The 14409-nt window shown below is 46.4% G+C and carries 13 protein-coding genes; 9 read left to right on the plus strand and 4 right to left on the minus strand.

Annotation, left to right across the window (positions count from 1 at the left end; translation table 11 throughout):
- Window positions 1-38: 38 nt before the first annotated feature.
- Entirely contained in the window at window positions 39-1403 is a 1365-nt protein-coding gene (gene trxB / locus AC3A14_RS02395; protein ID WP_318731420.1) for a thioredoxin-disulfide reductase, read from the plus strand.
- Between the two features lie 117 nt (window positions 1404-1520).
- On the opposite strand, the gene bicA is transcribed toward trxB, so the two are convergent.
- From bicA to AC3A14_RS02410, 3 genes are all read right to left on the minus strand, one after another.
- A complete protein-coding gene (bicA, locus tag AC3A14_RS02400) occupies window positions 1521-3248 on the minus strand; it encodes a bicarbonate transporter BicA (protein ID WP_318700838.1) in 1728 nt (575 codons plus the stop codon).
- A gap of 360 nt (window positions 3249-3608) precedes the next feature.
- A complete protein-coding gene (locus AC3A14_RS02405) occupies window positions 3609-4148 on the minus strand; it encodes a phosphate-starvation-inducible PsiE family protein (protein WP_278003134.1) in 540 nt (179 codons plus the stop codon).
- A gap of 115 nt (window positions 4149-4263) precedes the next feature.
- On the minus strand, window positions 4264-5388 hold the full coding sequence (locus AC3A14_RS02410; RefSeq protein ID WP_318731422.1) for a sodium-dependent bicarbonate transport family permease: 1125 nt from the start codon (window positions 5386-5388) through the stop codon (window positions 4264-4266).
- A gap of 500 nt (window positions 5389-5888) precedes the next feature.
- Here AC3A14_RS02410 and AC3A14_RS02415 point away from each other — a divergent pair, with 500 nt between their 5' ends.
- The 5 genes from AC3A14_RS02415 (at window position 5889) to AC3A14_RS02435 (ending at window position 10259) form a co-directional block, all read left to right on the plus strand.
- Window positions 5889-6206, plus strand: coding sequence for a P-II family nitrogen regulator (locus AC3A14_RS02415; RefSeq protein ID WP_318731423.1), 318 nt, complete (start codon window positions 5889-5891; stop codon window positions 6204-6206).
- 180 nt (window positions 6207-6386) lie between these two features.
- Window positions 6387-6986 (plus strand): NUDIX hydrolase, encoded by a 600-nt coding sequence (locus tag AC3A14_RS02420; RefSeq protein ID WP_318731424.1) that lies wholly within the window; start codon window positions 6387-6389, stop codon window positions 6984-6986.
- 116 nt (window positions 6987-7102) lie between these two features.
- Window positions 7103-7900, plus strand: coding sequence for a 30S ribosomal protein S2 (rpsB, locus tag AC3A14_RS02425; protein WP_318729088.1), 798 nt, complete (start codon window positions 7103-7105; stop codon window positions 7898-7900).
- 516 nt (window positions 7901-8416) lie between these two features.
- Window positions 8417-9076: a translation elongation factor Ts gene (tsf, locus tag AC3A14_RS02430; RefSeq protein WP_271941732.1), complete on the plus strand. Its 660-nt coding sequence runs from the start codon at window positions 8417-8419 to the stop codon at window positions 9074-9076.
- 139 nt (window positions 9077-9215) lie between these two features.
- Entirely contained in the window at window positions 9216-10259 is a 1044-nt protein-coding gene (locus AC3A14_RS02435; RefSeq protein WP_318731425.1) for a hypothetical protein, read from the plus strand.
- A 72-nt stretch (window positions 10260-10331) separates the two neighbouring features.
- Here the strand turns inward: AC3A14_RS02435 and bchI are convergent, their stop codons facing one another.
- The gene (gene bchI, locus AC3A14_RS02440; RefSeq protein WP_318700831.1) at window positions 10332-11441 is read right to left on the minus strand and encodes a magnesium chelatase ATPase subunit I; all 1110 of its coding nucleotides are present in this window, start codon (window positions 11439-11441) and stop codon (window positions 10332-10334) included.
- 174 nt (window positions 11442-11615) lie between these two features.
- On the opposite strand from bchI, the gene AC3A14_RS02445 reads away from it, so the two are divergent.
- Genes AC3A14_RS02445 through AC3A14_RS02455 form a run of 3 tightly spaced genes read left to right on the plus strand, consistent with a single transcriptional unit; the run spans window position 11616 to window position 14273 of the window.
- Window positions 11616-11984, plus strand: coding sequence for a hypothetical protein (locus AC3A14_RS02445; protein ID WP_318731426.1), 369 nt, complete (start codon window positions 11616-11618; stop codon window positions 11982-11984).
- Between the two features lie 15 nt (window positions 11985-11999).
- Window positions 12000-12449: a type II toxin-antitoxin system VapC family toxin gene (locus tag AC3A14_RS02450; protein ID WP_271941720.1), complete on the plus strand. Its 450-nt coding sequence runs from the start codon at window positions 12000-12002 to the stop codon at window positions 12447-12449.
- An 18-nt stretch (window positions 12450-12467) separates the two neighbouring features.
- Window positions 12468-14273: a DNA polymerase III subunit gamma/tau gene (locus AC3A14_RS02455; protein WP_318731427.1), complete on the plus strand. Its 1806-nt coding sequence runs from the start codon at window positions 12468-12470 to the stop codon at window positions 14271-14273.
- Window positions 14274-14409: the final 136 nt, after the last annotated feature.

The following is a 14409-nucleotide window of genomic DNA, read 5'->3' on the forward strand; positions in this document are numbered from 1 at the left end:
CGCTATACTAAACGTAGTCGTTATGAGTTTATATAAATATGAGCAACCCTACAGTAGAGAATCTGGTGATTATCGGTTCCGGCCCGGCCGGGTTTACCGCCGCTATTTATGCGGGTCGGGCGAACCTCAAGCCCGTGGTTTTTGAAGGGTATCAGATGGGGGGAATTCCAGGGGGACAATTGATGACCACGACAGAAGTGGAGAATTTCCCCGGTTTTCCCGATGGCATCACCGGGCCGCAACTGATGGATAGGATGAAAGCGCAAGCAGTGCGCTGGGGAGCGGAACTGTATACGGAAGATGTGGTTTCTGTTGATTTAAGTCAGCGGCCGTTTACGGTACGGTCTGAGGAACGAGAGTTCAAAACTCATACTATTGTGATTGCTACGGGTGCGACGGCTAAACGGCTTAGTCTTCCCCACGAGCAGGACTTTTGGAGTAACGGTATTTCTGCTTGCGCCATTTGTGATGGGGCAACTCCAATTTTCAAGGGTGTGGAACTGGTCGTGATTGGTGGCGGAGACACGGCAGCGGAGGAAGCGGTCTATTTGACCAAATATGGGTCTCATGTCCATTTACTGGTGCGACGGGGCGAAATGCGGGCTTCTAAAGCGATGCAAGACCGGGTCCTAGTTCACCCTAAAATTACGGTTCATTGGCATACGGAAGCGGTAGATGTCTATGGAGAAGGGACGAAATTTGGGGGGGTGAAGGTCAAGAATAACCAAACGGGAGAAGAAAAGGATTTGCCTGCGGGTGGTTTATTCTATGCGATTGGTCATACTCCCAATACCCAACTGTTCCAAGGGCAATTAAAGTTAGATGATGTGGGTTATGTTGTTACCGAACATGGGGTACAAACCAGTGTGGAAGGAGTTTATGCGGTTGGCGATGTGCAAGACCATGAATTCCGACAAGCAATCACGGCTGCTGGAACGGGCTGTATGGGAGCGATGTTAGCCGAGCGGTGGTTATCGGCGAAAGGATTAGGTCAGGAATTTAAGCAGGAAGAAGGAGAAAAGCCATCGGAAACTGCTGCGGCTGCGACGACGCAAACTGATACAGAAGAGACATTTAAGCTGGAGGAAACACGCCATACGGGAGGGTATGCCCTACGCAAATTATTCCATGAAAGCGATCGCCCCTTACTGGTAATGTACACCTCTCCCACCTGCGGCCCCTGTCATACTCTAAAACCAATTCTCAGCAAAGTTATAGATGAATTTGACTCCAAAATTCACTATGTGCAAATTGACATTGAAGCCGATCAAGACATTGCTGAAAATGCTGGTATTACTGGGACTCCCACCGTACAAGTGTTTAAGGATAAGGCGTTATTACAAGAACTCAAAGGAGTGAAACAAAAAAGCCAATATCGCCAGGTCATTGAAAGTAGCCTTTAGGCTTCTGGGAAAAGAAAAAGAGATCGTCCTCTCCTCAATGAGAAGGCGATCGCCCAGAGAAAAACCTGACATTACCGAAGTAAATGCCAGGTTAATCGACCAACAGAGAAATTGAATTCAATTATTCATTGAAGAGTGAGATAAATCAGTAGAAGAGGGAACACTAGCAGCACCATTGGTTTGAGGCTCATATTGTTCATACTCCAGCAAGGCGATCGCCTGACGTAAAGCTTCTGTACGGTCGACAAACAAGTGATTGGGAGGCAATGCAGCTAATACACCCAACTTTTCCAACCGCCGTTTCACCTTACCCGAAGCACCCACAATCATCACCTGACGGCCTTCATCAAGAGCATCTTGAATCGCATTTTGAATCGCCAAAGAAGACGTAACCCCCATCACCGGCACATCCGTCAAATCAACAATCAGGATATCATGGTCTTCCATCGCCGTATGCTCGCGGGAAATCGCCTTAGCCACCCCAAAAATCATGGGCCCGCTTAAATGGAACAGCAGTACCCGATTATTTCCGCGATCGAGCAATTCTTTCTCTTCATCATTAAGCAAGATGGCATCATCAGCATCCGTAATCGTCTTCACATCATTAGACTGAAGTTCGCTTAACCGGTCAATCGTCAAGATATTGGCAATAAAGACCCCAACACCAACGGCTGTAATCAAGTCTACAAATACCGTTAATCCGATCACCCCGTACATAATCAGGGCTGCTTTCATCGAAACTTTATGAGCTTGTTTCAGGAAACCCCAGTCAATAATATCAATCCCCACTTTCAGGGCAATCCCTGCCAAGACTGCCAAGGGAATATTTTGGGTTAATCCGCCAGCAAACAGAACAACACAAAGTAAAGCAACTGCACGAACTATGCCAGAGAGAGCCGTACGTCCTCCCGTTTGGATATTGATCACTGTTCCCATCGTTGCTCCAGCACCGGCAATTCCGCCGAATAAACCGGACATGATATTCCCCAATCCTTGACCAATTAATTCCTTATTAGAATCATGTTGAGTACGGGTTAAACTATCAGCCACCACAGAAGTTAACAGTGCATCAATACATCCAAGCATCCCTAGAACGAGAGCATCAACAAACATCGTTCTTAGAGCTTCAAACGTGAAAACAGGGAATTGCAAGCTAGGCAAACCACTTGGAATTTCACCAATCCGCCTTAAGTCTACACCTCCGAAGAGAGTAACCGAGACAATAGTTCCCACAACTAAAGCAATCAATTGGGGGGGGACTTTGCGCTTAATTTTTGATGGAGTTAAGAAGAGAATCGCTACAGTGAGCGCCGCTAAACCTAATTCTGTCGGTTGAATATTCGCCAATAAATCAGGTAGGGCTGTAATGGTTCCAACCACACCGCCTTTGGGACTATCCTGACCTAAGAAGGGCCCCAATTGCAGGATGATCATAATTAAACCAATCCCTGACATGAACCCAGAAATCACTGTATAGGGCATGAGAGTCACGTATTTTCCCAACTTCAGAACTCCAAAGAGAATCTGAAATACCCCAGCCATCATTACCACAGTAAAGGCCATGGCCATACCCTGCTCTTGACCATAGGAGGCCACTAGACTGGCAATAACGGCAGTCATAATGACGGTCATCGGCCCGGTGGGTTCGGAAATGAGGGTAGGCGTTCCCCCGAATAAAGCAGCGAACAAGCCAACCAAAACTGCACCATAGAGTCCAGCTTCAGCCCCTGCACCAGAGGCGACCCCGAAGGCCAGAGCCATCGGAAGGGCAATGACCGTAGCGGTTAGACCGCCAAAGATATCCCCCTGTAGGTTATTAAAATTGATCCTGTTAAAGACTTTCATTGTTGAACGAGTTTTGATTAGGGGTAAAAACTGTATATCAATATACAGCTAAAAAGTCTTAAACTTATCTATCACAATACATATTATTGGAATCTATGTATTTAATAATAATTTATTAAGACTTTGTACATAGTACCCTAAAAAATCGAATAGATCGAACTAAAAAGCCGGGGTATTACCCCGGCTTTTTAGGTAGCCGTATTTTGTGCCAGAGGGACATTGACACCAGCGAAGAAGTCATTGGCCCAGACATAATGGTTGTAGTTTGCGATCGATGAGGTGAATCAAGTAAGAACGAACTCTTAACTCTTGATGGCAGTACCACAGGATAGATGCAAGTAGCATCAGGACTGCCCTATTTTAGGGTTGAAACGATTGAGCATCTATTTTGCTGTCTCTTTCTGTCAATGTTTGACCAAAGCGTATCCGGTGACGGCGGGACACATTCTGCTCTGGGTCAATGCCATCAAAAGTAGGTGGAATCCAAGCACGGACAACTAATAAACCTCCCAGCACGATGAGAAAAGAACAGGCCGCCATAACCTGCACCCACGGAGTTTCCAAAATGCCTCGAACAATGATTTCCCGCAGTACCGATACAATCGAGACCTCCACTGCGACTCCAATCGAAATTCGATGCTCCTTTAAATAAATAATCAGCAATCGAAACAATTCCACCAGAATGAGCAAGAACAAAATATCGGCAGTAACCCGAGGAAAGTTCAAAGGTGGCAACAGCGACAGAAACATCTCTCGTAACTGCATCACCATGAAGCTAAACAAGCCAATGCACACCGAAATCACAATTAAGTCCTGCACGAGTTCTAGAAAACGAACGATGCGGTCTCCATTAAACCAACTGCACCAGCGAGGAGAAGGGTTTGACGATAAGGGTTCCATAGTACTCAAAGGTAAAGGGTAAAGGGCGGGGAAGCGGTCTAGATTCTGAATCATCGCCATAGCCACCATGTTGGTCGCCGGACAGGAGCGCCGGCAGACCCGACCCGTCTGCGATTCAGCCACCCAGCGCTTGAGCTAGCCCGATGAAGAGCGGTATTCCCAAAGCAAGGGCAACTGGCGTACCAACGGCTGTGGAGGAGCCGATGTAGGCGGAGGGATTAGCTGACGGGATACCAGCTCGTAACGTGGGCGGCCCTGAGATATCTGAACTAGAGGCAGCAATGACAGCCAGTAGAACAACGCCGCCAAGGCTGAATCCTGTGATGGCATGGGCAATCATGCCGAGACCGAAGGCGATAAATCCATGCAGGAGCGGTGCGATAAAGGCATATAGGGCGTACCATTGGCCCACCTTGCGTAGTTCACCGATCCTTGCCGTGGCTTCCATACCCATGACCAACATCAGTATCGAAAGCAGGCCGCGAAAGCCGGGATCGAAGAAGCTCTCATAGACCCTTTCCGGCCGGGTGAACAAACCTAGAGCGAGGCCAAGCAGCAATGCAGATAGGGCTGAACCCTGAAGACTTTCCTGAACAATGGGCCAGATCTTGACGCGATCGCTTCCGGCATCCTGTTTAGGATATCCACTTGCGATAATGCCTTGGTCACTGGTATATCCGCCTTCGCTACTGGAATACTCCCCTGCGGCAACCGGCTGCTTACTGAGCTGCTCCTGTGCTTCACGACGCTGCTTTTGCTTACTAACATAAATGCTCGCCAAGACAATCGCCGTTACGAGCGCTGGGATATCCATAAAAGGATAGAGAGCAGCGGCCCAGGGTTCGTATGTCATGCCTTCCGATTCCATGATTGTCAGGCCGGCTGCGAGGGTAGAGCCACTTACCGCACCGAACAGGCCCGCAGTCGCAATACCATCCACAACTTTGACGTTTGGCAGGTTGGCCAAGGTATAGCGCCCGATAAACACGATAAGAATCCCTAGGATCACGGCGAACACTGCGGGTAACAGCATCTCCAACAGATTTGCATTACGGATAGCAATACCGCCACTCAGACCCACTTTGATGAGCAGCATAAATACAATGAACTTATAGATTGCATCTGGAATTTGCAATCGGCTATTGACGGCCGCAACGACCATACCACCAATCAGAAAGCCGAGTGTCGGGGACTGCAATTTCCCCAGGAAGAGCGTAAAGAAATTGGATAAGAAATCCATGAATACCTCCTTCCACCTCCTCTACGAGAGGTGATGATTGTGATAAGTGAGCTTAATTAAAGTAGGGGTGAAGCTCCCCTACAGCACAGGTGTTATAGAAGAACCTGTTGACGGGGTATTCAGAGAAGGATGCTCTCTGAACACGATTGGAAGATGATAGCGATTTTCCACCAGCTTCCATAGATTCTAATCTATCAAGATTTGAATTTTATGTATTATTAGTCTATCCTAAAACTGTACAAATTTGTGCATTCTCCACGATGAATTTGAAACGCAATGTCTAATTCAAATCATAAGTTTTTCTGGGGTGCGCTTCCTCTTGACTGATCGATTAGCATAATGTTACCGTGCTTACTATGGCAAGCGCACTATTACGCAATCTGATAGGAACCCAATGACATTCTTTTTGTTGGCTCTAATCAGTGCAATAGCTTGTTGTGCTTCCGTTTTCCTGAGTTTCTCTGTATTTAATTGACCACATATATCAAGAGGTAATAAATATGACTCAGCAAGCTAGTAAGCTCGTCATCGTCACGGAAAAATTGCTGCTCAAAAAGATCGCCAAGATCATTGATGAAGCCGGAGCTACCGGTTATACAGTAGTGGAAGCTGGCGGTAAAGGCAGTCGCGGTGTGCGCTCGCCGGGAAAACCTAGCGTTGGCGACGACTTCACGAATATCAAGTTTGAGGTACTCACTCCTAATCGGGATATGGCTGTGAAGATTTCCGATGAGGTCGCAGCAAGGTTTTTCGACGATTATTCGGGCATTGCCTACCTCTGTGATGTGATGGAGGTACTGCACGCACACAAGTTCTGATTCAACAACCTTTAGTGGTGCAGAGAACGGTGTTGTCCACGGTCAATGGTTTGATCGTAGAAATGTCACCTTTGAGAATTCCAGTTGAGCATATTGGTTCTGCACCACTAAGCTCATTTTGTTCTAAGTTATATCTTGGCTCTAAGTTATATCAATGAATCATTAAATTTAATAGACTCGATGCAGCAACCTCAATCGGATAAAACATGGAAACTCCTTAAGCCATTAGTCAGAATTTCTTCTCAGTGGATGACCTTGATTGGAGAGCAGCTTGAGGATCGCCAGGGTCAAGTGTTGGACTATTGGCGAGTCGAAAAAGCTGATTCCGTGGTGATTGTGACAATTCAAGGCGATCGCGTCATCTTGCCTGTGTCCCAGTATCGTCCCGGCGTGCAGGGCATCACGTTGGATTTTCCTGGGGGACGGGTGCGAAACGAAGGAAAGCCCTTGGAGGTTGTCCCCCATATTCTCAATCGTGAATTGGGTATTGGAGAAGGGGATATTTTGCAGATTCAGTTACTCAATGAACAAGGATGGCTGATTAATAGTTCCTTTTCTAATCAGAAATTGTATGGATGTGTGGCTCAGATCGATCCCAAGATTACAGTAGAGCGCGATCGCCTCGGCGCTGTCTATCCCCATACTTCCGAAGGTCTCCATCAGCTTTACCAAGATTTGACCTGTCTTCAATGTCGCGCTGTACTTCAGGAATGGCAATATAGCAGCAGTAGCGGGAAAGGCAACCGTCCGACTTCGGAAATGGGTGGCGAATTCCCCTAAACTGTGGTTTAATAGTAAGGTTGTCTAAACACGCACATCTAGGAGGTTCGGGTGTTTCCTACATGGAAATCAATCCACCTAGATGGAGGATAAACCCGAAAGGAGAATTAAACCCTATGCCCGTTGTTTCACTCGCTCAGTTATTAGAATCTGGAGTTCATTTCGGACACCAAACCCGTCGCTGGAATCCCAAGATGTCCCAGTACATCTACACTTCGCGCAACGGGGTACACATCATCGATCTGGTACAAACCGCCCAGAAAATCGAAGAAGCCTATCGGTACATGCGTACCATGTCTGAACAAGGCAGAAAAGTTTTGTTTGTGGGAACTAAACGGCAAGCAGCCGGAATTATTGCCCAAGAAGCCTCTCGCTGTGGTGCATACTATATCAATCAGCGCTGGTTAGGTGGAATGCTCACTAACTGGGCAACCATTAAAAATCGGGTAGAACGCTTAAAAGAACTCGAACGCCTCGAAAATAGTGGTGCGTTGGATTTGCGCCCGAAAAAAGAAGCGTCCGTATTACGTCGGGAAATGGGTAAACTACAAAAATATCTCGGCGGCATTAAAACGATGCGTAAAGTCCCCGATATCGTAGTAGTGATTGACCAACGGCGCGAGTATAACGCTGTTCAGGAGTGCATTAAACTCAATATCCCGATTGTAGCCCTTCTAGATACGAACTGCGATCCCGATCCAGTTGATTATCCGATTCCCGCCAACGATGATGCGATTCGCTCGATTAAGCTAATTGTGGGTAAACTGGCAGATGCCATTTATGAAGGTCATCATGGCGAAGTTTATGTAGATGACCAAGAGGATACGGATTATCCAGATGCTGAAGAAGACTTCGATGATGAAGACTTTGATGAGGATGGAGAAGAAGAGGAGGAGGAGAGTAAAGAAAGCTAGAGATCGCCTTGATAGGCTATCATGGCCGAATCTTCAAAAGTTTGGGTGGGAAAGCCCGTCCTTCTAGCACGGCTTTACAATATAATATGAAGTGGTCAATGACCCACCCGCGATGCAGACGTAACAGACAGCCTTTACGTGACGACATCTGGTTTTAACCAGTGGCGCACAGAGTTGCGGTAAATCGGGAAAAGAGGATGGGGTAATGGGCGATCCAACCCTTGAATCAACTAACAACAAAGTTTTTTTGTTGAAGAATGGCCCATTAAAAACTGCAAGACTTGTGGGGATAGTCTGTGGAGCTTTCTGTAAGACAATAAACTCGTCAGTGGGTGGAGGCAGTTGCACTGAAACAGAAACCTAAAGCCTCCTGCGGAGGGTAGTTCTCACTAAGGTGAGGTTTCCACTTCGCAGACATAAAGAAGGAATCACCGTGTCTTCAACCCGGTGAGGATGTCAAGAAAGAGTAAGCAGCCGTGCGTAAGCACTTTGGTGTAATCAAAAATCTGAATTAACATGGCAGAAATTTCAGCAAAACTGGTTAAAGAGCTACGGGAAAAAACGGGCGCTGGCATGATGGATTGCAAAAAAGCGCTCACAGAAAACGATGGCGACCTGGAAAAAGCCTCAGAATGGCTGCGGAAAAAAGGGATTGCTTCGGCTGGGAAAAAGTCCTCTCGTGTTGCAGCAGAGGGTTTAGTGGATAGCTACATCCATACGGGTGGTCGAATTGGAGTTTTGGTAGAAGTCAACTGCGAAACCGATTTTGTGGCTCGTGGGGAAGCTTTCCAAACCCTGGTGCGCAATATTGCAATGCAAATCGCCGCTTGTCCGAATGTTGAGTATGTCAGCATAGACCAAATTCCGGCGCAGATCGTCGAGAAAGAAAAAGCGATTGAGATGGAACGGGATGATTTAGCCAAGAAACCCGATAACATCAAGGAAAAAATCGTTGCTGGACGGATTGAAAAACGCCTGAAAGAGTTAACCTTACTGGATCAAGCTTATGTTAAAGACCAAGCCAAGACGGTTGGTGAATTGGTGACTGAGACGATCGCCCAGTTAGGTGAAAATATTCAGGTGCGCCGCTTCGCTCGCTTTGTTTTGGGTGAAGGCATTGAGAAGGAAGAGAGCAACTTTGCTGAAGAAGTAGCTGCTCAAGCCAGTGGTAAATAAGGGATGCTAGGGGGGCAAACGGCCTCCCTACCCCGTGAGCTAGTGGAAGTTTGCTGGCTTAGATAAGGGGCGTAGAGTTTACGCTCCTTTGCTATCTCCAGGTGGAATTGATAGAAAATCCTAGAGTAAATATAAAATTATGGCTAGACCCCTACAGCGAATCGAACGAGAGATCGAGGAGTTGGAAAGTGCGATCGCCTCTTTAGCAGAAGAATTTTATCAAGCTTATGGTAACTATACCCAATACTTAGGGCAAGTGGTACGCCAACAGTTAATTGTAGCCAGTTATCAGATTTGTACCCAAGGATATCCTCACGAGTTTTTGGCACTCTCGTTAACTGGAAGACAGCAGTTACAGGAAAGGGTTAAACGTTTAGCCCAACAAGCAGAAGCGGAAATTCAGGAAATAGTCAGCCGCCCCCTAGAAACGCCTCTGGCTCTGTCCTCAGAAGAGGCAGAAGACGAAGAAGAGGAGGAGGAAAACCCAGAAGAGAGTGATGAACCCTCCTTAGACTTAAAGGTAATGGAATCAGAGGAAGAATACCCCTTAATCAAGAATCCGGAAGCCTTAGCTCAATGGCAACAAAATATAGAAAAACAGATCTTCAAGCGATTAGAACACTTCTCCCATGAAGTGAATCAGCTCTTGAGAAAAGCCAATATTTTTACCGAAAATATACCTGAACCTTTGATAGAAGTGGCTAAACAGGCCATGGGCACTCAAGAGTCCCTCGCTCCCAGTTTACCGAATATTTTAAATCTAGTGATTGAGGCAGAAAACTTTCTCACTCCTAGAAGAAAAGGAGAGTTGAAAGGCCAGATTGAATTGCCAGAACGCTTACTCAAGCAATATGAAGACTCAATTCCTCCAGTGATTATTGGCTTACAGAAGGGAGACTACGATCCAGATGAGGAAGAAGATGACGATGAGGATGAAGATGACGATCGCGATCCGATCGCCCTTTTACCTTTTTCTCTGCCTCTGAAAATCATGCTGATTAACCTGCGCCTATCAGATATCGAGTTTAGTGATGCTAGGGTGACGAGCTACCGTAAGCAACTGCGTCATTTACAAGATCGCTTGTACTCTAAGGGACAAGACTATCAGCGCAAACAAAAAGAATATGCGATCGCCCAAGCGGAATTTGCCTGGCGATCCAGTTGGGTTGAAGACCGAGAATAGGCTGTGGAGATAGGGAGATGAGGAGACGCGGGAACACGGATATAGGGCGAAAAATTTTCGCCCCTACAAGCTTTAAGCTTCGGGTTCAGCTAAACCAAACACCCGGCAAAAAACCTTTTGCACCTTATAGCCAGAATCAATCGATTCTAGGGGATCTTTGCGCAGACGGTGGCGCAAGCAGAGGGTAACCACTTGTTGAATATCCTCTAGAGTAACCTCTGTGCGTCCCTCAAATGCTGCCAACGCTTTAGCCGCACGGTTGGTGACAATATCGCCGCGCAAACCATCCACATCTAATTCCGAACAGACTTGGGAAATTTGCACCCGCAATTCATAATCAATGTTGACAGAAGATAGGCGTTCTCTAGCTTCTACCAATCTTTGTTGCAGCGCTTCCTGTTCGGTTTGAGAGCGGTGTAAAAACTCCTGGGGATGACTATCAAATGCAGAGCGCTCTTCCACAATTTTCACCCGTAGATCTGGCTCTTTAACCGTGCGAATTTCCGCGTGCATTCCAAACCGGTCTAATAATTGGGGTCTGAGTTCCCCTTCTTCTGGGTTTCCGGAACCAACTAGCACAAACTGGGCTGGGTGGCGAATGGAAATGCCTTCGCGCTCTACTGTATTCCATCCACTGGCGGCAGAGTCGAGTAAGACATCGACTAAATGGTCATCAAGCAGATTTACCTCATCCACATATAAAATCCCCCGGTTAGCCTTCGCCAATAGTCCCGGTTCAAAGGCTTTTACCCCTTCAGAAAGGGCTTTTTCAATATCAATGGTTCCACATACCCGGTCTTCGGTTGCACCTAGGGGCAAATCCACCATCATCACTTTGCGGCGCGTAATGGGGAGATTTTCTTGGAGGCTCGCCCGTTGTCTGACTTCATCACTCATCAGTTCTTGATTGTGGGGATCGCTGTTAAAGGGGTCATCAGCGACGATTTCGATTTCGGGTAATAAATCGGCCAAAGCACGGATAGTGGTAGATTTACCTGTACCGCGATCGCCCATAATCATCACTCCCCCAATTTTCGGGTCAATCACATTGAGCAGCAGGGCGAGTTTCATCTCTTCCTGTCCCACAATTGCAGTAAAGGGGAAAACAGGACGGCTCTGCTGCACAGGAGATAAGGGGGTTTCACTGGTTGAGTTCTGCTCAGGGGCGAGGACTGAATTCATAAGGTTACTTAATCTATCGGTTGATTTGGATCGCATCAGGAGAGTATAAACTCTCTTTATTTATCTTCCCTGAAAAGGGCACGGTTTTGAAGAGGATGGCAAAACTCAGGGCTACCGGCCGATCGCGGGATGATTGCGATAGAGTAGTGCTGACCCCATATCTAGTACCCAACCATGAATCCTCCTATGATGCAGTCTGCGCTGCGGATCTCGACCAAAGTTTTGCCGGGTGATAAAGTGGAAATTCAAGTCCCCTCTGGTTCTGAAGGTCAAGAGGTGGATGTGTTTGTGGTTTTCTCCCATCCTGCTCCAAGCAAGCGGTCTTCATTTGTGGCGTTCATCGAAGAATTACAGAATCGTCACCCCAAGCGTTCTGTGGAAGAGATTAATTATGATTTGATGATGGAAGGCCTGAATCACTTTAATACTTCATTAACTCCAGAAGAAAGAACAGAAAAATGGTTAACTTTTGTGCAAGGTTTACCTGAAAAGAGTTCCCTGTTACCTGATGAAGCTTTGCATCGAGATAGCATGTATGATTAACCCGGCAATATTCCTATGACTTGGTACTTACTGGATACAAATATTTTACTTCGAGTTGCCGATCGCACTTCCGTACAGCATAGTTTGGCATCAGGGGTGATCGCTAAACTTTTTAATCAAGGCGATCAATGTGTGATTACAGCTCAAGTTTTAATTGAGTTTTGGGTTGTGGCCACTCGTCCAGTAGAGGTCAATGGTTTAGGATGGACTCCTGAATTGACGGCTGAAGTCCTCGTACAGTTTATGGATCAATTTAGGATGCTTGAAGAAAATGAGCGTATTTTTCAGCAGTGGTTTCAATGGGTAACCCAGTACAAAGTTAAGGGTAAACGAACGCACGATCTGAGATTAATGGCGTTTATGGATGTTTATCAGATTTCCTATTTGTTAACGTTTAACCCTAATGATTTTATTCGTGTGCCTCAAATGACCATTGTTACTCCTGAAGATGTATTAGGCAATTAATCTGCCATTTTTTCTGCCGTGAATTACGAACCGCTCCATCATAAATATCGACCCCAAACCTTTGCCCAGTTGGTGGGACAGGAGGCGATCGCGCAAACGCTCTCGAATGCGTTAAACCGGAATAAGATCGCCCCCGCATATCTGTTTACGGGACCGAGGGGAACGGGGAAAACCTCGAGTGCGCGGATTCTAGCCAAGTCTCTCAATTGTATTCAGACCCAGGGGCCCACGGCTACTCCCTGTGGTGAGTGCGAGATTTGTGTTTCTATTACAAAAGGCTCTTCTTTGGATGTGATGGAATTGGATGCTGCGAGCCATACGGGAGTGGATAATATTCGGGAAATTATTGAGCGATCGCAATTTGCACCGGTTCAATGTCGGTATAAAGTTTATGTAATTGATGAATGTCATATGCTGAGTACGGCGGCATTTAATTCATTGCTGAAAACCTTGGAAGAACCGCCAGACCGCGTTGTATTTGTTCTCGCGACCACCGATCCGCAACGGGTACTGCCGACGATTATTTCCCGGTGTCAACGGTTCGATTTTCGACGCATTCCCCTGGAGTCGATGGTGCATCACTTAAAAGATATTGCCAGCAAAGAGGCGATCGCTATTACCGAGGAAGCAATAACTTTAGTGGCGCAAATTTCCCAAGGGGGACTCCGCGACGCGGAAAGTTTACTCGATCAACTGAGCTTATTAGTCGGTGCAGATGACGTAACCGAAGTGGGTGTAGAACAGGTTTGGAACTTAGTGGGGTCAGTACCAGAGCGCGATTTATTACAGTTGTTAGAAGCAATTAGCAAACCCAATCCGGCTGATATTCTCGACTTAACTAAAAATATCTTAGATCGGGGTCGAGAACCCCTAACTCTACTGCATAACTTAACTAGCTTTTATCGCGATTTACTGATTGCTAGAACCGCACCAAATCGGCAAGATTTAGTCGCTCTCACTGCTTCGACTTGGAAGCAATTGATCGAATTATCTCAACACTTCAGTTTGCCACAAATTTTAGCGGCTCAAACGCATCTGCAAGAGAGCGAAACTCAACTGAAAAATACGACTCAACCGCGACTCTGGTTAGAAGTCACTCTATTAGGCTTACTGTCGGCTAACCAACCTCCAGTACAAGCCACTCCTGCACCTGTAGTTAACACTCCTGCTGCCAGTATTTCGCCTGCGGCAAAACCCGCCATTTCTCCAGGGACAAAACCAGTCGATCCACCAAAACCCAATCCCCAGCCCTCCCCAGCACAAGACACCCAACCCCCTCAACCGGTGACTCCGGTGAAGACTGACAACTTAGAACAGGTTTGGCAAACCGTCATTGATAACTTAGAATTACCAGGAACCAAAGTTTTAATTTCCAAGCATTGCAGTTTATTAACCTTAAACGATAAAACCGCCCAGATTGGCATTAATAGGAAGGGAGCGCAAAATTTAGTCAAAGGTGTTCAACCCCAACTACAAGAAGCGTTTAAGAAAACCTTTCATCATCCCTTTAGTTTGAAATTTCAGCTTCTGGATGATACAGAAAAAAAAATACCTCTTAATCCACTACCTCCAGCTCAAAAACCAGAGATTGTGCAAGAATCAGTTGCGAGGCGATCGCCAACTCCTCCACCACAACCAAGTTTAGACCAGGAAAAACAACGGGAAAAACAGAAAGTCAGACAAGCAGCCGAAGGGTTTGCCGATTTTTTTGGTGGAGAAATAATGAACTTAAAAGCAAAAATAGACTTACCTAAACCAGAAAGTATTAAGGACGAATCGTCCTATTTAGAATCAATGGACGATGATGAAGATCCTCCGTTTTAAGGGGAATGGGAAATGTCCAATTACTCTAGGACTGACGCAACGACTCCATATATAGCAGATTGGTGCGTTACGCTTCGCTAACGCACCAATCTGGATTGTTTCATCTAATTTGATGCATTAGATTTTGTTGGTAGTG

It is taken from the genome of Roseofilum sp., from assembly GCF_982964205.1.

What these genes read in the sequence shown, in the direction of transcription:
- bicA (WP_318700838.1), bottom strand. Translation starts at nt 3,248, where the DNA reads ATGAAAGTCTTTAACAGGATCAATTTTAATAACCTACAGGGGGATATC.
- rpsB (WP_318729088.1), top strand. Translation starts at nt 7,103, where the DNA reads ATGCCCGTTGTTTCACTCGCTCAGTTATTAGAATCTGGAGTTCATTTC.
- AC3A14_RS02445 (WP_318731426.1), top strand. Translation starts at nt 11,616, where the DNA reads ATGAATCCTCCTATGATGCAGTCTGCGCTGCGGATCTCGACCAAAGTT.
- tsf (WP_271941732.1), top strand. Translation starts at nt 8,417, where the DNA reads ATGGCAGAAATTTCAGCAAAACTGGTTAAAGAGCTACGGGAAAAAACG.
- AC3A14_RS02405 (WP_278003134.1), bottom strand. Translation starts at nt 4,148, where the DNA reads ATGGAACCCTTATCGTCAAACCCTTCTCCTCGCTGGTGCAGTTGGTTT.
- AC3A14_RS02420 (WP_318731424.1), top strand. Translation starts at nt 6,387, where the DNA reads ATGCAGCAACCTCAATCGGATAAAACATGGAAACTCCTTAAGCCATTA.
- AC3A14_RS02435 (WP_318731425.1), top strand. Translation starts at nt 9,216, where the DNA reads ATGGCTAGACCCCTACAGCGAATCGAACGAGAGATCGAGGAGTTGGAA.
- trxB (WP_318731420.1), top strand. Translation starts at nt 39, where the DNA reads ATGAGCAACCCTACAGTAGAGAATCTGGTGATTATCGGTTCCGGCCCG.
- AC3A14_RS02415 (WP_318731423.1), top strand. Translation starts at nt 5,889, where the DNA reads ATGACTCAGCAAGCTAGTAAGCTCGTCATCGTCACGGAAAAATTGCTG.
- AC3A14_RS02450 (WP_271941720.1), top strand. Translation starts at nt 12,000, where the DNA reads ATGACTTGGTACTTACTGGATACAAATATTTTACTTCGAGTTGCCGAT.
- bchI (WP_318700831.1), bottom strand. Translation starts at nt 11,441, where the DNA reads ATGAATTCAGTCCTCGCCCCTGAGCAGAACTCAACCAGTGAAACCCCC.
- AC3A14_RS02410 (WP_318731422.1), bottom strand. Translation starts at nt 5,388, where the DNA reads ATGGATTTCTTATCCAATTTCTTTACGCTCTTCCTGGGGAAATTGCAG.